The organism is Acinetobacter brisouioides, assembly GCF_004331075.1.
Lineage (GTDB): Bacteria > Pseudomonadota > Gammaproteobacteria > Pseudomonadales > Moraxellaceae > Acinetobacter.
This window is the reverse complement of the sequence record NZ_SJNX01000003.1, coordinates 38,777-61,193: the sequence shown is the minus strand read 5'-3', so window position 1 is coordinate 61,193 and position 22,417 is coordinate 38,777. Positions and strand designations below refer to the sequence as shown.

General features: G+C 42.6%; 21 protein-coding genes. 12 read left to right on the top strand and 9 right to left on the bottom strand.

Translation table 11 applies throughout. The annotated features are described in order from the left end of the window. The first annotated feature begins 102 nt into the window (after positions 1–102). The gene (ppa, locus tag E0H77_RS05300) at positions 103–630 is read left to right on the top strand and encodes an inorganic diphosphatase (protein WP_131375603.1); all 528 of its coding nucleotides are present in this window, start codon (positions 103–105) and stop codon (positions 628–630) included. A gap of 97 nt (positions 631–727) precedes the next feature. Here the strand turns inward: ppa and E0H77_RS05295 are convergent, their stop codons facing one another. Next, positions 728–2,014 carry an OprD family outer membrane porin gene (locus E0H77_RS05295; RefSeq protein ID WP_131375601.1) on the bottom strand — a complete coding sequence of 429 codons (1,287 nt, stop codon included), beginning with the start codon at positions 2,012–2,014 and terminating at the stop codon, positions 728–730. A gap of 498 nt (positions 2,015–2,512) precedes the next feature. On the opposite strand from E0H77_RS05295, the gene E0H77_RS05290 reads away from it, so the two are divergent. Then, positions 2,513–3,292, top strand: coding sequence for a TorF family putative porin (locus tag E0H77_RS05290; protein ID WP_131375599.1), 780 nt, complete (start codon positions 2,513–2,515; stop codon positions 3,290–3,292). Positions 3,293–3,352: 60 nt separating this feature from the next. Here the strand turns inward: E0H77_RS05290 and E0H77_RS05285 are convergent, their stop codons facing one another. Together E0H77_RS05285 and E0H77_RS05280 are read right to left on the bottom strand one after the other, a co-directional pair. After that, positions 3,353–4,843, bottom strand: a complete 1,491-nt coding sequence (locus tag E0H77_RS05285; RefSeq protein WP_131375597.1) for a YifB family Mg chelatase-like AAA ATPase — start codon at positions 4,841–4,843, stop codon at positions 3,353–3,355. A 68-nt stretch (positions 4,844–4,911) separates the two neighbouring features. Next, the gene (locus tag E0H77_RS05280) at positions 4,912–5,139 is read right to left on the bottom strand and encodes an accessory factor UbiK family protein (RefSeq protein WP_131375595.1); all 228 of its coding nucleotides are present in this window, start codon (positions 5,137–5,139) and stop codon (positions 4,912–4,914) included. Positions 5,140–5,383: 244 nt separating this feature from the next. Here E0H77_RS05280 and glnK point away from each other — a divergent pair, with 244 nt between their 5' ends. The 6 genes from glnK (at position 5,384) to E0H77_RS05250 (ending at position 10,828) form a co-directional block, all read left to right on the top strand. Next, entirely contained in the window at positions 5,384–5,722 is a 339-nt protein-coding gene (gene glnK / locus E0H77_RS05275) for a P-II family nitrogen regulator (protein WP_004749947.1), read from the top strand. A gap of 61 nt (positions 5,723–5,783) precedes the next feature. Beyond that, positions 5,784–7,184: an ammonium transporter gene (locus E0H77_RS05270; RefSeq protein ID WP_131375593.1), complete on the top strand. Its 1,401-nt coding sequence runs from the start codon at positions 5,784–5,786 to the stop codon at positions 7,182–7,184. 123 nt (positions 7,185–7,307) lie between these two features. Beyond that, positions 7,308–7,766, top strand: coding sequence for a transcriptional regulator NrdR (nrdR, locus tag E0H77_RS05265; RefSeq protein WP_004902592.1), 459 nt, complete (start codon positions 7,308–7,310; stop codon positions 7,764–7,766). Between the two features lie 6 nt (positions 7,767–7,772). After that, positions 7,773–8,852: a bifunctional diaminohydroxyphosphoribosylaminopyrimidine deaminase/5-amino-6-(5-phosphoribosylamino)uracil reductase RibD gene (gene ribD / locus E0H77_RS05260; protein WP_131375591.1), complete on the top strand. Its 1,080-nt coding sequence runs from the start codon at positions 7,773–7,775 to the stop codon at positions 8,850–8,852. 2 nt (positions 8,853–8,854) lie between these two features. After that, positions 8,855–10,147, top strand: coding sequence for a DNA adenine methylase (locus E0H77_RS05255; protein ID WP_131375589.1), 1,293 nt, complete (start codon positions 8,855–8,857; stop codon positions 10,145–10,147). 21 nt (positions 10,148–10,168) lie between these two features. Continuing rightward, positions 10,169–10,828 (top strand): riboflavin synthase, encoded by a 660-nt coding sequence (locus E0H77_RS05250; protein WP_131312380.1) that lies wholly within the window; start codon positions 10,169–10,171, stop codon positions 10,826–10,828. Between the two features lie 29 nt (positions 10,829–10,857). On the opposite strand, the gene E0H77_RS05245 is transcribed toward E0H77_RS05250, so the two are convergent. From E0H77_RS05245 to E0H77_RS05235, 3 genes are read right to left on the bottom strand one after another with little or no spacing between them, the layout of a single operon-like run. Continuing rightward, positions 10,858–11,478, bottom strand: coding sequence for a hypothetical protein (locus E0H77_RS05245; protein WP_131375587.1), 621 nt, complete (start codon positions 11,476–11,478; stop codon positions 10,858–10,860). 34 nt (positions 11,479–11,512) lie between these two features. After that, the gene (locus tag E0H77_RS05240; protein ID WP_131375585.1) at positions 11,513–11,920 is read right to left on the bottom strand and encodes a DNA polymerase III subunit chi; all 408 of its coding nucleotides are present in this window, start codon (positions 11,918–11,920) and stop codon (positions 11,513–11,515) included. Then, entirely contained in the window at positions 11,913–13,346 is a 1,434-nt protein-coding gene (locus E0H77_RS05235) for a leucyl aminopeptidase (protein WP_131375583.1), read from the bottom strand. The genes E0H77_RS05240 and E0H77_RS05235 overlap by 8 nt, the downstream gene beginning before the upstream one ends. 156 nt (positions 13,347–13,502) lie before the next feature. Here E0H77_RS05235 and lptF point away from each other — a divergent pair, with 156 nt between their 5' ends. From lptF to E0H77_RS05215, 4 genes are all read left to right on the top strand, one after another. Next, on the top strand, positions 13,503–14,594 hold the full coding sequence (gene lptF / locus E0H77_RS05230; RefSeq protein ID WP_131375581.1) for an LPS export ABC transporter permease LptF: 1,092 nt from the start codon (positions 13,503–13,505) through the stop codon (positions 14,592–14,594). A 10-nt stretch (positions 14,595–14,604) separates the two neighbouring features. Beyond that, positions 14,605–15,678, top strand: coding sequence for an LPS export ABC transporter permease LptG (gene lptG, locus E0H77_RS05225; protein ID WP_131375579.1), 1,074 nt, complete (start codon positions 14,605–14,607; stop codon positions 15,676–15,678). 100 nt (positions 15,679–15,778) lie between these two features. Further along, complete coding sequence (gene gpmI, locus E0H77_RS05220) at positions 15,779–17,326, top strand: 2,3-bisphosphoglycerate-independent phosphoglycerate mutase (RefSeq protein WP_131375577.1); 1,548 nt, start codon at positions 15,779–15,781, stop codon at positions 17,324–17,326. A 12-nt stretch (positions 17,327–17,338) separates the two neighbouring features. Beyond that, entirely contained in the window at positions 17,339–18,529 is a 1,191-nt protein-coding gene (locus tag E0H77_RS05215) for a S41 family peptidase (RefSeq protein ID WP_131375575.1), read from the top strand. A gap of 32 nt (positions 18,530–18,561) precedes the next feature. Here the strand turns inward: E0H77_RS05215 and E0H77_RS05210 are convergent, their stop codons facing one another. Genes E0H77_RS05210 through gacA form a run of 3 tightly spaced genes read right to left on the bottom strand, consistent with a single transcriptional unit; the run spans position 18,562 to position 22,255 of the window. Beyond that, positions 18,562–20,016, bottom strand: a complete 1,455-nt coding sequence (locus E0H77_RS05210) for a sigma-54-dependent transcriptional regulator (RefSeq protein WP_131375572.1) — start codon at positions 20,014–20,016, stop codon at positions 18,562–18,564. A gap of 18 nt (positions 20,017–20,034) precedes the next feature. Continuing rightward, positions 20,035–21,606, bottom strand: a complete 1,572-nt coding sequence (locus E0H77_RS05205) for a sensor histidine kinase (RefSeq protein WP_131375570.1) — start codon at positions 21,604–21,606, stop codon at positions 20,035–20,037. Between the two features lie 13 nt (positions 21,607–21,619). After that, entirely contained in the window at positions 21,620–22,255 is a 636-nt protein-coding gene (gene gacA / locus E0H77_RS05200; protein ID WP_004749929.1) for a response regulator transcription factor GacA, read from the bottom strand. Between the last annotated feature and the right edge of the window lie 162 nt (positions 22,256–22,417).

Below are 22,417 nucleotides of genomic sequence, written 5' to 3'. Positions count from 1 at the left end.
TTTTTCCAATCAAATCATGTGCCATGTATAATTGGGCACATGATAAAAATTGAGCCTCTCAACTCAATTTTTTCAATTTGTTTCCATTTAAAGAGTATTGTCATGAGCTACAACAATATCCCTGCGGGTAAAGATGCACCAAATGATATCTATGTGATCATTGAAATTCCTGCGAATGCTGCACCAATTAAGTACGAAATTGATAAAGATTCGGACGCATTATTTGTAGACCGTTTCATGGGTACAGCAATGTTCTACCCTGCAAACTATGGTTATGTGCCAAATACTTTATCTGAAGATGGTGATCCATTAGATGTGTTGGTTGTGACTCCATATCCAATCGCCGCAGGTTCTGTGATTCGTTGCCGCCCTGTTGGTAAATTGAAGATGGAAGATGACGGTGGTATCGATGCGAAATTGGTTGCTGTACCGCATGACAAATTGACTCCATTGTACAAAGATGTACAGGAATACACAGATTTGCCAAAATTATTGATCAGCCAAATCGAACATTTCTTTGCACACTACAAAGATTTAGAACCTGGTAAATGGGTTAAAATCTCTGGTTGGGAAGGTGCAGATGTTGCGAAAGCTGAAGTTGTTAAAGCAATTGAAGCTGCTAAAAAATAAGTGATTTTTTGCTCATGCTTGTGAGCAAAATTTATTTATATAAAAAAACCTACACTTTGCAGTGTAGGTTTTTTTCATTCGTATTAATCAGTCATGATTAAAAGAATTTAATAGGAATATCTAGGAAGATACGTGTTTCGTTGGTATCAGGCATGTAGTAGTCATTTGCATAAGCTTGGCTATTACGATAAATAGATTCACGTAGACGCAAGTTTACGCCTTTTGCAAAACCAGATTGAACGGTGTATTTAATTTGGTTGAAGAATTCGCTTTCTTTCGCATTTTGCGTTGTTTTGGTGTTGATATCCCAACCATAGACATATGCGGTTGTAAATGATAAACCAGGAACACCGAAAGCACCTAAGTCAACATTATATTGAACTTGTGCAGACTTCTCACCACGACCGTTAAAGTCTGAAAGGTAAGAGTTTGGTAGATAGACACTTTGGAAACCATCCGCATTTTCGTTATAAGCATAACCTGAGTTACCAGTACTTTGTTGGTAAGCAAGCATTACACTATGAGGGCCATGGCTATAAGTTGTAGAGAAAGCCCAAATATTGTTGGAACGATCTGAAGGATCAACATCAGGTTTTGCTGAAGATACAGATGCATTTTTATCCCACTTAGTATGGTAACCACTTAAGTCATATGTTAATGAACTTTTATCGCTTAGCGGTTGTTTAAAGTTTAAATCAGCATAATGGCGTTTAAGCGCATCTTTACTGTCTAAACCGTAGTAAGAGCCAGTGAGTTGGTCATTAAATTTATATTTTGTGCCCCAAACATAAGCACGTTTTAAATGATTTTGATCTGTAGCAATCTGGTCAGACATTTGATCTTTGGTAAATTCACCAGCGATCACTTCTAAATTTTTAATTTCATGGCTAGTGACTAAAGTCCCAGTGAAATATTCAGGTACCATACGTGCTGTGTTGCTTGCTAGTACAGGAATATCAAGAACTTGTGTACCATAAGTTAAAGTTGTATTTGAAGCACGCACTTTGACATAACCACCACCACGAGTCCATTGGTCATATGGATCATTGCGATTGTCATTTTTCCAAGGGATCATTTGGTTGCCAGAGTGCTTATTGTCACCGAGTTTAAATGAGAAATCACCAACTACACCGACAGCAACGCCTACAGTACCTTGAGTGAAGCCTGATTCAGCATTCAACATAACAGATTGAACTGTAGAGCGAGTATCTACACCTGGGTTAACATTTTTTTTATCACGGTCGATAAAGCCGGTACGTAATAAAACTGATGCGGTTGAATCTTCAACAAAGCCTTTAGATTCGCTTTGTTCACTTGCATATGCGGAAGAGAGTAAAGTAGCCTGGATTAAAACTGCTAAGGTTAGCTTCTGTGCTTTTAGCATTGGTTTCCCCTAAAAATAAAATAAAACCCGTAACGCTGCTTGATACAGAAAGTTACAAAGTGGGCTTTAATCTATAATAAAAAGATTGCAAGTATCAATATTATTTCATGATTTTTTCACAAAAGTTTCATATGGTTTTAATATATCTATATTTTTAAATTTAAAACCTGATGATGAAATAGATCATTTATAGTTTTTTTGAATATAAATGAGATCTATTTTCATTTTAAAACAATATGAATCATAGTTTCCTAAATAAAACATACTATGTTATATGTATTGTGAATTACTGGGCTCCAGCAAATATTTGCTGAAGTATTTGCACTTTTTTTATACAAAAAAATCGCTGAAATGAACTAAAAGTGAGCAATTTTACAAAAAATAGGGTGCGAATAATCATTTGTTCAACAGGAAAGTTGGCATAACAATTGCTAATACTAGGTGGGTTGCAAGAAATAACCAAAAAATCGAATTCACGGTTTGGGGAGAAATCACAAAATGAAGAAATTACTCACAACAGCATTATTTGTATCGACATTATCAACCGGTGCAATGGCTGCGGAAGATAATACATTGGCACAATATGGCTTAACATTTAGTGGCAATGTTGCATTGACTTCAGACTACCGTTTCCGTGGTATCAGTCAAACTTTAAATGACCCAGCGATTCAGGGATCATTTACTTTGGCACATTCAAGTGGGCTTTATGTTTCTGCCTTTGCTTCAAATGTCGACTTTGATGGTGGGAATGTTCCACATTTAGAGCTTGACCCATCGATTGGCTTTACCACAACTTTACCGCTGTCCAATAAAATTAAGCCGACGCTCGATGTTGGGGTTGTGGAATATAACTATCCAAGCCATAGCAAAGATTGGGACTGGACAGAATTTTATGCCAAGTTAACTTTTGCAAGCTTAATTACCAATGGCGATAGTCTATTTACCAATGTGAACTACACCAATGACTGGGGTGGCTATACAGGCAGTAACTCTTGGAATGTCAATGCCAGCTATTCATTCCCAATCGCCAAAGGTTTTGGTGGCGTCTTGGGTGCTGGCTATACCAAAGCGGATAAAGATATCTTTGGTTATGGTGATAAAAAACATGACAACTTTACGGACTGGAAGGCTGGCATCACCTATAGCTTTAAATCAGTATCTGGTTTAACCGCCGAGCTGGATGCAATTGGTAATAATTACAATACCAGTGGTTTGCCAAATGCTGTCAAACGCGAAACTGATACAGGTGCGGTCTTTAGTTTGACTAAAACCTTCTAAAAATAGCAGGTCTACCCGAAAAACCGCATGTCAAACATGCGGTTTTTTTATGTCGCAAAATTAGCTTTGAAATGGACTGCGATAAGACAATGCTTCAGAAAGGTGAGTTGTAGAAATTGACTCACTTTCTGCCAAATCGGCAATACTACGGGCAACTCGCAATACTCGATGATAGGCTCGAGCAGAAAGATTGAGACGTTGTTGTGCGAGCGCCAGCATTTTTTGAGAGTCACTAGACAGGACAGCATATTGTTCAAGTTGCTGAGGGGATAACTGCTGATTACTAAACCCTTGGCGGGAGAGCTGAAATTGATAAGCTGCCAGAACCCGAGCGCGAACTGTTGTAGAAGTTTCACTTGGGCGCTGGGTTTGCAGATCTTGCGCTGAGAGTGGCGGTACATCAATATGTAAATCAATACGGTCGAGCAATGGCCCTGAAATTCGGTTCTGATAGCGTTTAATCGCTTCAGCAGAACATTGGCAACGACTGTCCTGATTAAAAGCATAACCACAAGGGCAGGGATTCATGGCTGCAACCAGTTGAAACTGCGCTGGGAAAGTCATCTGCCGAGCCGCTCGTGAAATCACAATTTCCTGACTTTCTAAGGGTTGGCGCAGAACTTCTAAAACCTTACGATCAAATTCTGGAAGTTCATCTAAAAATAATACCCCTAAATGGGCAAGCGTAATTTCACCTGGTTTCGGCTGTGAGCCTCCGCCAACCAGAGCAATTGCTGACGCGGTATGGTGTGGCGCACGAAAGGGGCGTTGTCCAAATTGATAAGGTTGATTGGCAACCGAATAAATACTGGCAACGGTGAGGCTATCTTCCTGAGTTAATGTAGGCAGAATACTCGGTAACCGTGATGCCAGTAAGGTTTTACCTGTGCCAGGCGGGCCACGAAATAAAATAGAATGTCCACCAGCAGCCGCAATTTCTAAGGCACGACGTGGCCGAAGCTGACCTTTGATATCTGCCAGATCCAGTAACTGCTGTGAGGCTGCGATGTTTTGCGAGGGATGCGTAACTTGAATGGGTTGCTGCCCTAAAAAATGTTGGCAAACTTGCTCAAGTGAACTGGCTGCATATACATCAAGCTGTTGTAACTGGGCAGCTTCATTGGCATTGTCTGTTGGCAATAACAGTTTATGCTGGGCTTTCTGGCAAGCCAACGCAATACTTAGCGTACTCGAAACAGCGCGTAATTGCCCATCTAGTGCCAGTTCACCGATCAGTTCGTAGTCTGCAATTTTCTGGTCAGGAATTTGTCCAGAAGCAATTAAAATTCCCAAGGCAATTGGCAAATCAAGCCGTGAACCATCTTTGGGTAAATCTGCAGGGGCTAAATTGATCGTGAGACGTTTAGTTGGAAACTGAAAACCACTATTAATGATTGCTGAACGAACTCGATCTTTACTTTCACGTACCGCAGCTTCGGCTAAGCCAACAATCGTTAAAGAAGGTAACCCTTGACTGACATGGACTTCAACTTCAATGAGGGGAGCATGGAGTCCCAATACTCCCCGTGTATAAATTTTAGCAAAAGACATGTTATTTTAGTTCCGTTTTGGTGCTTATTATTTAGTCGAATTTCTATTTTTTTGCACAATCATGGTGCTTATTTTTGTGCTTGTAAGCTATTTTCAAGTTGTTTAATTTTTTCATCTAAAATTGCTAGGCGTTGATTTGCAATAAATAGCGCATTTTTTTGGCGTTGAATTTTATCCTGAGAGACCAAATCCATACGACTTACAGCTTCATTGAGGAGCGCCCTTAAATTGTGCTCTAAGTCTTTTTTTGGTTGATCAATTTGCTCTAATATCGCCTCTAATAAGATTTCAATCATTATAAGATCCTCATAAATGTGCAGAAAATGTTAAAAATCTGCAACATTCTAGCATGATGTGTTTAGAGCATCATAAATTGAAAAAAAACTTCTTTTTTTTCTGATCTATGCACGTAAAGCGTTAAAATAGGGTATAAAGTGGATTCGTGTCAGATATTTCTGTATTCCCCTAACCGCAGAGATATTGGCATGAAAATTGAACATAAAACCTTACAGCTGAACAACAAGCCGAAGGAAAACAAACATGAAGCTCGTAACTGCAATTGTAAAACCATTCAAATTGGATGATGTGCGTGAAGCACTCTCTGAAATTGGTGTTCAAGGGATCACCGTAACCGAAGTTAAAGGTTTCGGTCGCCAAAAAGGTCATACGGAATTGTACCGTGGTGCTGAGTATGTCGTTGATTTCCTACCAAAAGTTAAAATTGAAATTGCCATTAGCGATGAAATGGTGGATTCAGTCATTGAATCCATTACCCGTGTCGCAAGCACAGGTAAAATTGGTGACGGTAAAATTTTTGTGACCAACCTTGAGCAAGTCATCCGTATTCGTACAGGCGAAACTGGTCCAGATGCTGTGTAATTTGGCACGAAGTTTGCTCAGTAGAGTTTAGCTCGCAAAAGATTAAGGTTGGGGGATACACATGAAAAAAATAATCATGGCGCTTGGTTTATCTGGCGCATTACTCGGTGGTTCTGCTGCTTGGGCAGAAGAAGCAACGTCTTCTACACCTAAACCAACAGCAGTTGCTGCATCGGACGCAGCAACCACGGCAGCATCTGCCGCTACAGCAACACCTGCATTAGCACCCGCAGCAACTACGCCTGCGCCAGCAGCCAAACCAAAATTGGATACTGGTGACACTGCATGGATTCTTATTTCTACCGCTTTAGTTCTCCTGATGACCATTCCAGGATTGGCTTTATTTTATGGCGGTATGGTTCGTAAAAAGAACGTATTGGGAACCATGGCACACAGCTTTATAGCAGTCGTGATTGTAAGTATTGTCTGGGTGGCGATTGGTTACACCCTAGCATTTGATACAGGCAATGCTTTCATTGGTGGTTTTAGTAAAACCATGCTAGCTGGTATTACCACTGATACTTTACAGGGAACAATTCCTGAAATTCTTTTCGTCATCTTCCAAATGACTTTTGCAATTATTACTGTCGCGATTATTAGTGGTTCTGTTGCTGAACGTATGAAGTTTGGTGCGTTTGTGGCATTTATTACCATTTGGGTGATTGCAGTTTATGCACCAATTACTCACTGGGTTTGGGGTGGCGGTTGGTTAGGCACAGATGGTGCGCTTGACTTTGCTGGTGGTACAGTGGTGCATATTAACTCAGGTGTGGCAGGTCTGGTTGCTGCATACCTCTTGGGTAAACGTATTGGTCTTGGCAAAGAGTCTATGGCACCACATAACCTTGTTTTGACGGTTATTGGCGCAAGCATGTTATGGGTAGGCTGGTTTGGTTTCAATGGCGGTTCAGCTTTGGGTGCAAACGGTGCTGCAGGTTATGCTGTACTGACTACACAAGTTGCCGCAGCAGCAGCAGCCATTTCTTGGTTGTTTGTTGAAAAAATGATTCGTGGTAAAGGTTCTGTGTTGGGCGTAGCCTCTGGTGCGGTTGCAGGTCTTGTTGTGATCACACCTGCAGCGGGTTATGTGACTGTAAGTGGTGCTTTAATCATGGGCTTGATCGGAGGCGTGGTATGCTTCTGGGGAACAACAGGTCTTAAACGCTTACTTAAAGTCGACGATTCACTTGATGCCTTCGGTCTACACGCAGTGGGCGGTATTGTGGGTGCAATCTTGACAGGTGTCTTCGCCAGCTCGTTTATTATGGGGACTAAAGCGCCAACAGATATTGCACACCAAGTTTGGGTACAAGTTGAAGGTGTCCTTGCAACAATTGCCTACAGTGGAATCTTGACTTTCGTGATCTTGAAAGTGATTGATATGGTGATTGGCCTACGTGCGAGTAATGATGACGAACGTATGGGTCTTGACCTCAGCCAGCATGGTGAACGTATCGAATAACCTTACGGTTTTAGATCAAAAAAACAGCTCCAATCGGGGCTGTTTTTTATTTCAAACACAACATTTAGTATCTGGAAGATTTTTGATACACTAGAATTACCGTTTTGCTTGATTCATTGTGTAATGCATTGTCCGTTTTGTAATGTTGCCGATAGCAAAGTGATTGACTCACGTTTAGCTGCGGAAGGAAGTCAGATTCGTCGTCGTCGTGAATGTCCAAGTTGTGGCGAGCGTTTTACGACATTTGAAAGTTATGAAGTGGTCATGCCACGTGTGATTAAATCAAATGGTAAAAATGAACCGTTTGATGAAGCTAAATTACGCCGCTCATTGATGCATGCTTTACAGAAACGCCCAGTAACACAAGAACAAATCGAAACAGTACTCAGTGATATTCAAATTAAAATCCGCCGTTTAGGTGAGCGTGATGTCAGTTCACGTACCATTGGTGAAATTGTCATGCAGGCTTTGTTTGGTTTAGACCACGTGGCGTATGTCCGTTTTGCTTCAGTTTATCAAGATTTCCAAGATGTAGAAGCTTTTCGCCAACATATTGAACTTATGCAACAACGAGAACACTAACGCATTATGTCTAATTACTCTCTCGATGAACGCTATATGCAGCAGGCAATTGGGCTTGCTAAGCAAGGTTGCTACAGTACCAAGCCAAACCCGAATGTGGGCTGTGTAATTGTTAAAGATGAGCAGGTGATTGGTCAGGGTTTTCATCCGCGTGCAGGGCAGCCTCATGCCGAGGTATTTGCTTTACGTCAGGCAGCTGAACAGGCACAAGGTGCAACCGCTTATGTCACGCTTGAACCATGTGCACACTATGGTCGGACACCGCCTTGCGCTGAAGCATTGGTCAAAGCTCAAGTTAAAAGAGTCGTGATTGCCTGTTTAGACCCAAATCCACTTGTGGCAGGTAAAGGCATTGAGATTTTAAAAGCCGCAGGTATTGAGGTTGAGTCAGGCATTTGTGACGTTGAAGCAGCCGCATTGAACAAAGGCTTTTTAAAAGCGATGGCAACTCAAATGCCGTATGTCCGCCTGAAAGTCGCAGCAAGCCTCGATGGTCGAACTGCAATGGCATCGGGTGAGTCAAAATGGATTACAGGTGCAGCAGCACGCCAAGATGTACAGCACTGGCGTGCCATTTCAGGTGCTGTGATTACGGGAATTGGAACGGTTCTAGCCGATGATTGCCAGCTTAATGTACGTGAGTTGGCCAATGTCGATTTGAGTAGCGTGGTTCAGCCAAAACGTGTGGTGCTGGATCGTCAGGGGCGTTTGCCACTGACTGCCAAGATCTTACAACAACCTGAAACCCTGATCGTGATGGGACCCTTTCGCCAAGAACTAGCGAATTTAGGGGTGGTACAAATTGAAGTACAGCCTTTAGATCAATTGCTGAAGCAATTGCTACGTGATCATCAGATTTATGATGTATTGGTTGAAGCAGGAGCGACCTTGGCTTCAGCATTTATTCAACAGCACTTGGTTGATGAATATATTCATTATATTGCGCCAACCTTATTGGGACATTCGGCACGTGCCATGTTTCAAGTCGATTTGCAAAGTCTTAACCAGCAATACCGTTTGCATATTCAAGAAATTGCCCAAGTTGGGGACGATATTCGCCTTAACTTAACGCCATTGCAAGAGTGATTATGAGTTCAGAAACAACGCTTTATCATAAACGCCGTCATGCTGCCCGCACCACTGATGAATATTTATTTCATCAGCTAGTGCCATATTTGGGCAATAAGCGTCGACTGCTGCATCTGATTTTAGAAGCGCTGGAAGAAACAGGAACACTCAATCATAAAGGGAAGCGTGCCCCTATTTTTGCTGACTTTTTTGCAGGCAGTGGTGTGGTATCGCGCCTCGCACGGCAAAATGGTTATCGAGTCATTGCCAATGACTGGGAACCCTATAGCCATGCTTTAAATCATGCTGTGCTGTCCTGTATTGATGCACCGAAATTTAAAGAGCTGGGTGGCTATCAAAAAGCTATTGATTATCTTAACCGCTTGCCGCTGGCAAAAGGCTGGGTCACGCATAATCTTTGCCCACGAAAGGATGAAGAATACGACCCTGCGCGTGATCGCTTGTTTTTCAAACGCCGTAATGGTATGCGTATTGATGCTATTCGCCAGCAAATTGCAACATGGCAGGCAGAAGGTGCGATTGATGATATTGAAATGAGTGCTTTGCTCGCACCGCTACTTTATTCTGCCAGTTTTGTTAGTAATACCAGTGGTGTATTCAAAAGTTTTCATCACGGTTGGGGCGGAAAAACCCAGACTGCGCTGGAACGTATCGAATCATTACTGTGGTTAACGCCAAGCCGCTTTTGCGAAATTGGTGATGTTAAAAACCCAATGGCAGAAATGTGGTGTGTGGATGCTCAGCATTTAGCAAACCAAATGAGCGGTTTTGAGGTTGATGTTGCCTATTTGGATCCACCCTACAATCAGCATGCGTATAGTAGTAACTATCATGTGTTGAATTCACTTACCTTGTGGGATCAGGCAGATTTACCTTCGCCAGACACCAAAGGCTTTAAAAGCGGGATTGACCGTGCATGGCGTAAAGAGCGACCAAGCCCTTATAATTCATCGAAACATGCCAAAGATGCCTATGAAACTTTGCTTTCGACGATTAATGCGCGTTATATCCTGACCAGTTACTCAACCGATGGCAATATTGCCGCCAAAGATTTGCTCAAAGCGAACTTGGAACGTGGGCGAGTGACCTTATTAACACAAGATGTGCCACGTTACCGCGTGAGCAAGCAGCGTCAGTCCGAGCGCGCACGTGTACTGGAATTTATCGTGATTACCGATACGCATGCCAAACCTGGACCGCCATTGCGTCAGTTATTGGGACAACTTTATCATTGTGCTGAATTGGGTGGAGTAGATACCTTTGGTACGAGTACCCAGCTCGCCTTGTGGTAAATAAAATAAAGAGAACAGACTATGTTTACAGGAATTATTGAAAGCCTAGGTAAAGTGTCCAGCCTGCAAAATGTGGGTGGTGATGTACGGTTGCGAATTCAAACTGATTTGGATATGTCAGATGTGCATTTGGGCGATTCGATTGCCACCAATGGCATTTGCCTGACTGTCATCGAATGGGGTGACAACTGGTATGCTGCAGATGTGTCACGGGAAAGTTTAAACCGTACAACGCTCGGTACTTGGCAGGTCGGACACCCTGTCAATGTTGAAAAAGCCATGTTGCCAACCACACGCTTTGGTGGACATATTGTGAGTGGGCATGTCGATGGTATTGGCGAAATTACTTTAGTCCGTGAAGATGCCCGCTCGCTTTATTTTGAAGTGACGGCACCCGTTGAGCTGGCGAAATATCTGGCAGAGAAAGGCTCGGTCACTGTCGATGGTATTAGCTTAACCATCAATCATTTGCGTGGTAATATTTTGAGCTTAAACTTGATTCCACATACTGCAGAACGCACTAATATTGGCACGTGGAAGCAGGGTTCAAAAGTCAATCTCGAAGTGGATGTGCTGGCACGTTATATCGAACGGTTGCTGCTGGGGGATAAAGCTGCAGAGCAAAATCCGCAGTCCAGTATTAGCATGTCATTTCTGGCGGAAAATGGCTTTCTAAAATAAAAAAAATCTCGGCATGTGCCGAGATTTTTTTAAGCATCTGAAGAGGGATGCTGTTCTAGCAAGTAGCGGATTTCTTCGTCTGCTGCTTGCTGAATTTTCTGATTTAAGCTGGTGACACTGTGTTGAATCTGCTCAATTAAACTTTCAGCTTCAAGTTCTAAGCGAACTTTTAAGTTATCCAGCGCATGTTGAATTTCAGGGCTAATCACACTGTTTGTCGTCGCTTCAAAACGTAGTTTCGGTGTCGTAGTATAACGTTCACTATATGCTCGACTTTCCTGACCTAGTTGTTGTTGCAATGCTTGTAATTGTTGGGTTTGTGCCTGATGTTGCAGGCGTTCATCCAGTTGTAGGTCATCAATATACGCCTGTTGTTGGGCGCGTTTTTTTGCCAAAGATTGCTCTAAGGCATGTTGACGGCGAATACGTGCTTCTTCAAGGAGCTGTGCCTTGAGCTCAGCGTAGGAATTTTCGATGGTCTCATAAGACTGGAGCTGGGCTTGTTTATTGTTAGACAGCCAGTCTTCTAAGCGAACATCGGTAGACAATAATTCACAAATACGAGTCAGATCATTGATATAAGTTTGGCGAACAGCTTGTGGTGCATTGAGCCAACGCTTTTCAAAATCTGCTCCAACATCTAACGCCACGTTTTACTCCTTAAAACAACGCATTGGGTTAAGATTATAATTTAAACGTACGTGGGGCAATTCCCCATTCTCGGTACTGTTTGAATTTGTTTCGACCGACTATTTTAGTTGATTCTTGATTTTCGACAATTTCAATAATGTGTTCAAACGTGTCTTTCGGTTCAACTGCCTGTGTTTCAAAGTTAAAGATGAGCCAAGACTCATGTTCAGGCAGTTGTGCAGAAATGCAGACACTGGCTTGTGGCTGGTCAATTCCATGTGGAATAAAGCTTTGTGGATCAAATGTCCACAAAGCCTCATCGAGTAACTGTTGCTGCTCGGCTTGACAACAATACCACCAAATCCGTACAGGCTGGCGCAACAGTTTGCGCGATAAACGGCAAGCACTGTCGACTTGCCGTTCTACGCTATTTTCAAACAAATAAAAACTGACTTTAGTCATGTTGAACGCGATTTGCAATAAACTGCATCAGTAGTGGTACAGGTCGACCTGTTGCACCTTTATTGCTGCCAGACAACCATGCCGTGCCTGCAACATCCAAGTGCGCCCAGCGGTAGTCACGGGTAAAGCGTTGCAAGAAGCACGCCGCCGTAATCGCACCGCCATGCGGCCCACCAATATTGGCAATATCGGCAAATGGTGAGTCGAGTAGCTCTTGATAATCATCCAGCACAGGCATGCGCCAGACGCGGTCAAAGCTTTGTTCACCTGCCTGAGTCAACTCTTGAGCTAAAGCATCATCTGGAGAGAATAAACCACTGAGTACTTTACCCAGTGCCACCACACAGGCACCTGTCAAGGTTGCAATATCAATCACGACCGCAGGGTTAAAGCGCTGGATATAAGTTAAGGTATCGCAGAGTACCAATCGGCCTTCGGCATCGGTATTGAGAATTTCCACGGTTTGCCCACTCATGGTGGTGACAATATCCCCTGGACGGGTCGCATGGTCAGATGGCATATTTTCTGCTGCGGCAACTGCACCTACCACATGAATCGGCAGTTTGGCTTCACACAGCGCACGCATGGTTCCCAAAACTGATGCTGCACCACACATGTCAAATTTCATTTCATCCATGCCTAGGCCTGGTTTGAGCGAAATGCCGCCTGTGTCAAAAGTCACGCCTTTACCGACCAATACGATTGGGGCTTGCTCTAATTCAGCTTTGTATTCAAGAGTAATTACCCGACCTGCACGTGCTGAACCTTTGCTGACAGCCAAGAATGCATGCATGCCTAAATCAGCCATTTGCTGTTCATCTAGCACGGTCACTTTCAACAGCTCAGGATATTCTGCTGCCAATGCTAGCGCTTGCTCAGCAAGGTACTCAGGGAAACAGATATTACCTGGACGATTGCCCAAATCACGCGCTAGATTTTGCCCAGTACTGATGGCTTGCAATAAATTCAGCTGTTCTGCATTCAGTGGTGATTTTTCTGCGATCAACTGGATTTCTTCTAAGATAAATTCATTTTTCTTGGATTTGAATTCATCGAAGGCATAATTGGCCTGAGTTAAGCTCATCACAAACAGTGTATGTAGCTGTTCAGGTAATGCGGATAGATCAATATCAATACGGCTATATTTTTTTTGTGATTCTTTAATAATGCTTTGTGCCAATTTCCCGAGTTGTGCTGCTTGAATTTGTGCAGCATTACCTAGACCTAACAAGCTACAAAATGGATAATGATCATGCTGTGTAATTAAGGTTACACTTTCATTCAAGCTTGCTTTAAATTGTGCGGTCGCAATCAGTTGTGGATAATTTTTAATATATTGTGCGGCTGAATGTTGGGTTTGTTCAGCATCCACCAAGACAAACAGGGCAGAGCCAGTGTCTTGAGTGCGTTTTAAAGACAGTTTCATATGGTTTTAGATGCCTATTGATGTTTGCGGAATTTAAACGATTGCAACATTACACTGGATCAGGTTGCAATGTGCAATACAAGTATGGGTTTTTTCTGCTGGCTATTGGGTTAAACTATTCACCAGTCATGTTTTCATTTTTTACGGAAGCTTCCTTTGATTATTCGACGTTATCTTGTTAAGCAGGTTGTTGAGACCTCTTTGGTCGTCATCGCCTTACTCACATTAATCATGATGGGCGGTCGCTTAATCAAATATTTTGGTATTGCTGCTCAGGGTCGTTTAGATGCCAATATCTTATTTAGCATTATCGGTTATCGATTACCTGAATTTTTAACTCTGATTATGCCATTGGGCTTTTTTATTGGCTTGATGTTGGTCTTTGGGCGTTTGTATATTGACCATGAGATGGCAGTGCTGAATGCCAGTGGCGTGAGCCGTAACCAGCTCGCACGTTTGCTCTTACCGCTCACAGTGGTTTTTCTGGCGATACAGCTTGTCATGATGGTATGGGTGTCTCCGTGGGGACTACGTAAATTTGAACAATTGTCGAGCACGCAGGCTGTACGCACAGGCTTTGATCTGGTACGTCCCAAAGAGTTTGTATCTTCTGGTGCTTATACGATTTACGCCAGTGATTTGTCAGAAGACCGTAAAAATTTGCGCGATATTGTGTTTTATCAACGTGCAACCAAAGAGGGTAAACCTGATGTGGTCATTTTGGCGCGTGAAGCAACTCGTGTAGAGATTCCGAATGATACGGCCAGTGTGGTGGATTTGATTGACGGTCGCCGTTATGAAATTTACCCAGGACAGCCGCATTATACTCAGGCCGAATTTAAAAGTTATCGTTTAAGAATTGAAAATAATAAAGAAACCGATATTTCGGGTGATAAAGCAGAGTCTATGCGTTTACAACAGCTTTGGGATAAACGCCAAAACCCTGTCGTACAAAGTGAACTCGGTTGGCGTTTTTGTGTGCCATTTGCAATTATTGTGGCATTGCTGTTGGCAACAGCATTGTCTGAAGTGAACCCACGTCAGGGACGCTACTATCGTTTATTGCCTGCTATTTTGATTTTTGCCAGCTTGATTGTGGCATTAATGGCAGTCAAAACCCGTATTACTAAAGACCAGTTGAGCATTTGGGCATATCCCGCTGTGATATTTGGATATGCTTTTGTGACAATCTTATTTTTGCGCAATCCCAATCTTGCGCCGAAATTAAAACTTAAATTGAGTAAGTGAGGTTAAGTTAATGTTCGCACGTCGTCTGGTCGCTAAACATGTGATGAAAACCTCAACCTTAGCCATGCTAGGGGCTACAGCTGTACTGACCTTGTTGCAGTTTCTGTTTAGCTATTTAGCGGAATTAAGTGAACTCAAACATGGTTATAACGCTTGGCAGGCAATTGAATATGTGTTCTGGAACACCCCCACGTACCTGTATCAGATTTTACCTATTTCGGCACTGATTGGTTCGGTGATTGGCTTGGGCACACTGGCATCAAACAGTGAACTGATTGTGATGCGTTCTATTGGGATTAGCTTATGGCGCATTGTGGGGTGGGTAGTACGTTCTGCCATGCTACTGGTCATTTTGGCATTTGCACTGAGCCAATGGGCTATTCCCTATAGTAGTGAAAAAGCGGACAGCATTAAGAAACATCAGGCTGTAGCGAGTTTAGGTGAAGTGAAAGGTTACTGGACACGCGAAGGGCAGCGTTTTATTTATATTAACTATGCCAATTCACAAGGCGTTTTACGCAATATTCAAGTTCTTGATTTTGATGATAATTATCACTTAAAAAGTGTGTTGAATGCCGAGCAGGGTCAATATAGCAGCAGTACCAGACAATGGGATTTGAAGCAAAGCCAGCAAATGCAGGTTCAGCCAAATGGTGATGCGCATTTAACTGAATCGGCGCAGTTACCACTGTCTTTGGCTTTGCAGCCTAAATATGTGCATATGGTGACGATTGACCCTGAAGAGTTAGCTCCAAGTCAGTTAGTTTCATTTATAAATTATTTGTCAGTCTATAGCCAAGTGCCAAAAACGTATCAGTTGGCATTTTGGAAAAAAGTCGGTATGCCATTTTCTTTGATTGCGCTAGTGGTGATTGCCTGTTCATTTATTTTTGGGCCACTGCGCCAACAGTCGATGGGTTTTCGCTTGGTGATTGCATTGTTCGTTGGTCTGGGCTTTTATTACATGCAGGACTTTTTGGGCTATGCGAGTCTGGTTTATTCACCGTCGCCTGCATGGTTTGTATTTGTTCCGATCATCCTGATCTTTATCGCAGGTGGATACTTGCTCAATCGTGCCAAATAATATTGAAGTGAGAATGATCATCAATTTTTAGTCGATGGAGAATTGCTTAAAAATTAGGTAAAATGCGCGCACGCAATTGACAACTGAAAGAGAGTTCAAAATGACGGATGCGAAGGCAGCTAAGATTCCTCATGTCTTGGTGATTATGGATGGTGTGGGGCATCGTGAAGCGATTGAAGACAATGCTTTCTTAGCAGCAAAAACACCTAATTTGACTGCAATGCAAGCAAAGCATCCGCATAGCTTAATTTCAGGTTCTGGCGAAGATGTGGGTTTACCTGATGGGCAAATGGGAAATTCTGAAGTTGGGCATATGAACTTGGGTGCAGGTCGTGTGTTGTATCAGGACTTTACCCGTATCACCAAAGATATTCGTACTGGGGCATTTTTTGAGCATGAAGTGCTGATTGACGCGGTAGAAAAAGCCAAAGCTTCAGGCGGTGCAGTCCACATCATGGGGCTTTTGTCTGAAGGTGGTGTGCATTCTCATGAAGACCATATCGTTGCGATGTGTGAGTTGGCATTAAAACGTGGTGCCAAAGTATATTTACATGCTTTCCTTGATGGTCGTGATACGCCGCCGCGCAGCGCTGAACCATCTTTACAAAAACTGGATGCAGTCTTTGCACAATATCCAAATCAAGGCCGTATTGCGACATTGATTGGTCGTTACTTTGCTATGGATCGTGACAACCGTTGGGATCGTGTTGAGCAAGCCTATCGTTTACTGACCGAAGGTGAAGCAACTCGTGTGGTTGCGACAGCAACTGAAGGCTTGGCACAAGCTTATGCTGCCGAAGAAAGCGATGAGTTTGTCAAAGCAACCCGAGTGGGCGATGTAGCTGCGATTCAAGATGGCGACAGCGTCGTGTTTATGAACTTCCGTGCTGACCGTGCGCGAGAGCTGACCCGTGCTTTTGTAGAAAAAGACTTCACAGGATTCCAACGGAAAGTTGTGCCACAACTGGCAAAATACGTGATGTTGACCCGTTACCAAGCCAGCATTGATGCACCAGTTGCCTATATGCCTGAAGCCTTGCACAATTCAATTGGTGAATACTTATCCAACTTGGGCAAAACTCAGCTACGTATTGCGGAAACAGAAAAATATGCTCATGTAACATTCTTTTTTAGCGGTGGTCGTGAAGATGAGTATCTAGGTGAAAAGCGTATTTTGATTCCATCACCAAATGTTGCAACCTATGACCTTCAACCAGAAATGAGCGCTTATGAAGTCACGGATGAGCTGGTGAAAGCGATTAATTCAGGTGAGTATGATCTGTTGGTGGTGAACTATGCCAATGGCGATATGGTCGGGCATACAGGTATTTTTAGTGCCGCAGTGAAAGCTGTTGAAGCCGTAGATACTTGCTTAGGTCGTGTTTATGACGCGGTCATGGCAAATCACGGGCATATGCTGATTACCGCTGATCATGGGAATGTCGAGCAAATGCAAGACTACCAAAGCGGTCAGGTGCATACCCAACATACCACTGAGCTTGTACCATTTATCTATGTTGGTCCAACTCAAGCGGTGATTGCTGAAGGTGGTGTTTTGGCAGATGTTGCACCGACATTATTGCATTTAATGAATATTCCTGTTCCTACTGAAATGCAAGGTCGCAATTTAATTACATTACAAGCATAAAAAGGTGAATGGATGATTCAAAAAATTAGGCAGGTATTTTTAGCGACCAGTTTAACACTCTGCTATTTGAATCATCCTGTTTATGCGGCAAATTCAGCTTCAACAGAAGCTGATGCAAGTCTTGACTATGACACTGGTGATTCAGAATCTTCTAATGAAGAGATTCCTGTCGATTCGATTCAGAAATTTGTGCAGATCTACAGTATTGTTAAAGATAATTACGTTACTGAGAAATCAGATGATGCGTTATTTGAACAAGCCATCAAGGGATTGGTGGGTGGGCTAGATCGCTATTCTCGCTACCTCTCTCCCGAAGACTATCGCCAGTTAATGCAATATACGGAGGGCGATGTTGCCTCTGTTGACTTTGATTTAATTTTCGATAAATCACGCCGCCAGTGGCTGATTCAAGGGCTGAAAGAGAGTTCTGATTCAGTCAAACTTGGACTGCATAATGGTATGACGGTCTATAAACTTGATAATCAGGAATTAAAAGATCTCAACCATGAGCAAGTTCGTAACTTGTTATATGGTTCAATCGGGACGGTTCTGAGTGTGCAGACGGCGCCTGTTGGGCAACCTGTCACGATTGTTCGTAATAAAAAAGTAGACGTTGCAGTATCATCGGCGCTTTTACACAATCAGATTTTGGTCATTAAAGTTCCTGTATTCCAACAAGAAACTGCCAGTGAAATCAAAAACATTATTGAACAATATTCATCCAATCGTTTAAAAGCGATTTTAATTGATCTAAGAAATAACCCTGGTGGGTTACTGTCTGCTGCGGTTGAAACGGCTGACCTTTTTTTAAATAATGGCATCATTGTCACGACCAAAAGTCGTTCAGAAGGCGATCAGACCTTTCAGGCACTCCCTGGCAATAAATTCAGCAATATCAAATTGGGACTGTTGATTAATGGTCGCTCGGCATCGGCCGCAGAGGTTTTTAGTGCGGCTTTAAAAGATCATGGGCGTGCTTGGGTGATTGGTGAGAAAAGCTATGGAAAAGGGGTGGTACAAAAGTTATTTCCATTGCCAAATGGTGCAGCATTACAAATGACAGTTTCACATTACTATACGCCTAAAGGCAGCATGATTGATGGGCAGGGTATTCAGCCGAACCAGCTTTATGCATTGCCAATCGATATGCGTGACGATTTGTATATCGAGAATGTCGCCGAGATTTTACTTAAGCATAGGTAACAGGCTTCTATAATCAAAAATGAAGACTGCATTTAGCTGTCTTCATCACCTTCGACATCTAGCCCAAATTTTTTCAGGCGATAGCGTAATGAACGGAATGACATTTGTAGCTTTTTGGCTGCCATAGTGCGGTTCCAGTGAGTCATTTCCAAAGCATTGAGTAAAATATTTTTCTCAATATTTTCCAAATAGGCTTCTAAACCTTCTTCAGGTAGTTTGAAACGCTGACGGGGCACTGGGGTTTCGCCCTGATGAGAGATAAATTTTACTTCAGGTTCAGGAACTTTGGCTGTTGTTGGGTGATTCGGTTGTGTTCTTAACGATGATTCAGGATGATATCGGATATGTTGAACGTCAAGCACAGTGGAATCGCTGAGCGTTAATGCTCGTTCAATAATATTACGCAGTTCACGGACATTGCCTGAAAATTTCTGTTCAAGTAAAAATTGTTGAGCCGTAACCGTAAGCTGTTTATTTGGAATTTGCCATTCTTGACAGATTTTCTGAATAAAATAATTGGCAAGTTCTAAAATATCTTGTCCGCGTTCCCGCAAAGGGGGGAGGCGAATGTCCATCACATGCAGGCGAAAAAATAAGTCTTGGCGGAACTTTCCTTGTTGAATCAGTGCTTCAGGGTTTTGATGAGTTGCACTGATAATGCGAAAATCTACAGCAATTTCAACATCACTACCGATGGGACGAATCTTCTTTTCCTGAACTGCACGTAACAGTTTGACCTGCATGTTCATGGGTAACTCAGCAATCTCATCGAGAAATAGACTGCCACCATGTGCGGCTTGAATCAGCCCTTGCTTGTCTTGAGTTGCATTGGTAAAGCTGCCTTTTTTATGCCCAAACAGTTCACTTTCCATGAGTTCGACAGGAATTGCCCCACAGTTAATCGGGACAAAGGGGCCATTCTTGCGGTTGCTCAGAGAATGAATCAGGTTAGCCACGACTTCTTTCCCCGTGCCTGATTCACCTGTAATAAATACAGGGGCTTGAGTTTTTGAAATTTTGCGAATGGTATGTTTGAGCTGTTGAATCACTTCAGAGCTGCCAATTAACGTACGCTCTTCAATGTCAGAGGAGGCGGTTAAGTGACTATTGTCTTCGTTTGGAATAATTGCTTTTTCTAAGAGCTGTTGTAAATCTTCAGAGCTGGCAGGCTTGCTCACGAAGTCGAAAGCGCCTGCTTTGAGTGCCGCAATTGCAATTTCCATATTGCCATACGCCGTAATCACCGCAATCGGTGTATTTGGATAATGTTCAGTGACGTGTCGTACCAGTTGGATACCATCACCATCTGGGAGGTTTAAATCGGTTAAACAGGCATCAAAACGCTGAGCCTTTAACTCTTGTTTGGCTTGTGTAATGTTATAGGCTACTTCGGCTTGAATCCCGATACGCTTTAGACTCATATGCATGAGCATGCATAAATCTTTTTCATCATCGACCAGAAGCACACGGGGTTGCTGGGTTGTCATAATGCTCCAATAGCTTATTTATTGTATTTGAATGGCAGGGCATTCAATGCGGAAACAAGTACCGTCTTGTAATTTGACATAACTTAATTTTGCCTGATTTGCTTCACAAAAACTACGTGAAAGGTACAAGCCTAGACCTGTTCCATCAATTTGTGTTGTAAAAAATGGATGGAACAGGCTGTGTACTTTATCGGCAGTAATTCCTTCTCCAAAATCAACCACATCAATAAAAGCATAGCCATCTTGTTGATAGGCATATACACAGATTTGTGGCTTTTCTGGAGCAGTGTGACGCAATGCGTTGCGAATCAGGTTGATCAGGACTTGGCGAAGTTGTGCTTCATCAAATGAAATGAGTACAGCATCTCGAACTTCAACAATAATTTTATGATGAACTTCATATAGATCTTCAAGAACCAGTTGCGGTAAAAATTGTTTGAGCTGAATATCAATCGGCAATGTTGCCTGATTGTGAGCCATATTCAATGTTGACTGAATAATATGATCAATACGCTGCGTCTGTTTCTGGATCATATTAATCAACATCGGGTGCTGCTCGCTATCAGCATCAATCAGCAGGTTATTGGCTTGTACAATACTGGCAAGCGGGTTACGAATTTCATGAGCAATGCTCGCGGAAAGTTGTCCAAGCGCAGCCAGTTTAAGTTGTTGAACTTGCTGGTTGATTTTCTGTGCATCTTGCATCACAAATAGGGTTAAAGTTTGCTGTGGCAGTTCCAGCTTTTGTACCCGAATATGAATGCTATAGCGAGATTGCATTGTTTCAAAAATAAAGCGCTCGCCTTGGTTGGCCGAGTTTTGCTGTAAATATTGATACAAATCAGGCTGAATTTCTTCTAAGGGAGCAGAGCGAAAAACCATCAGTGCTGGAATACCAAGCAGCGTATAAGCCGCAGGGTTACTCAGCACCACTTGCATTTTTTCATCAATGGCCAGATAGCCCATATCAATCTGTTCGAGGATATAGCGATTAATATTCTGTAATTGTAATAATTCTAATGACTGTGAAATGCTGATATTTTCCAGTAACCGAAAGCGTTGTACTGCAAATTGTCCAGTCGAATAGACCACAAAAAATAAGAAGGCAAGAAATGTACTATTCCCGATCTTACTCAGATCAGAGGTCATAAACCAGCTACCAAAAAGTTGCAGGTAGAGTACAGCGATAACTGAAAGTAGCGTAATACTGAACGCCTGGCTACGGCTAATGAGTAGATTGGTAACGAAAATGGTAATAACAAACAGTAAGCCGATATGTAGGGTCGGGCCGCCCATTGCAAAAGTCAGGCTAGAAAAACATCCGACATCGATCAGACTGATCAAGAGCAGCTGTCTAGGCAGTGCAATCGGAAAAAGCTTAAGTGCAAGTAACTGTAAAGTGCCTAAAAATGAATAAGCCAACAGGGTGAAAAGATACACCCCGATATGTTCATAGTTGCTTTTGAGTTTTTGAAAAGTGAGAAAAAAAATCAGAATTAGACTAAAAGAAATAATCAGTCGATAAACGCCGTACCATATCCCAAGACGATATAACGTGCTGGGATTGGAGCTCGGTAGTGCTGCATGCATATACAGAACCTGATTAAGGTTTGATTAAGCCATAACGAATTGCCAAGTGGGTCAATTTGACATCACTGTCAATTTCCAGCTTCTCAAAAATACGGTAGCGGTAGGTGTTGACTGTTTTTACGCTCACAAATAGCTTATCTGCAATGGCTTGCGCACTATGGCAGTTGACCACCATCATGGCAACTTGCATTTCACGCTCGGAGAGTTGGTCAAAAGGAGATTTCTGCGTTTCCGATAAATACGAGCTTGCCAATTGTTCAGCAATATCAGCACTAAAGTATTTACCACCTTGCATTACCTTGTTGATGGCACGGAGCATTTCCTGAATGGGTGCACCTTTGGTAATATAGCCTTTCGCACCTGCCTTGAGTAATAAAGACGGATAAGGTTCTTCAGCCAAACCGCTCACAGCGATAACTTTGGTTTCAGGTGTAATTTGTAATAAACGCCGTGTTGTTTCTACACCACCGATACCAGGCATATTGACATCGAGTAGCACTACATTTGGGCGATATTGGCGTGCGAGAGTCAAGGCTTCTTCTCCTGATTCGGCTTGACCAATGACTTCAACATCCGCATGGTCTGCCAACATACGACAAATCCCTGTGCGTACTAATTCATGATCATCCACAACTAAAACCGAAATCACGAGCAACACCTCCCAATCTAAATGATTTTTTTGTTACATAAAGCAAATTAAGCTTGCAATGAAACGACAAAATTAGCAATGCTATCCTAAAATATAACCTAAAAGTTATGCACAATTACTGAACTTTAAAAGAGCGAGTCTATTGTGTAAATGTAAGGCATT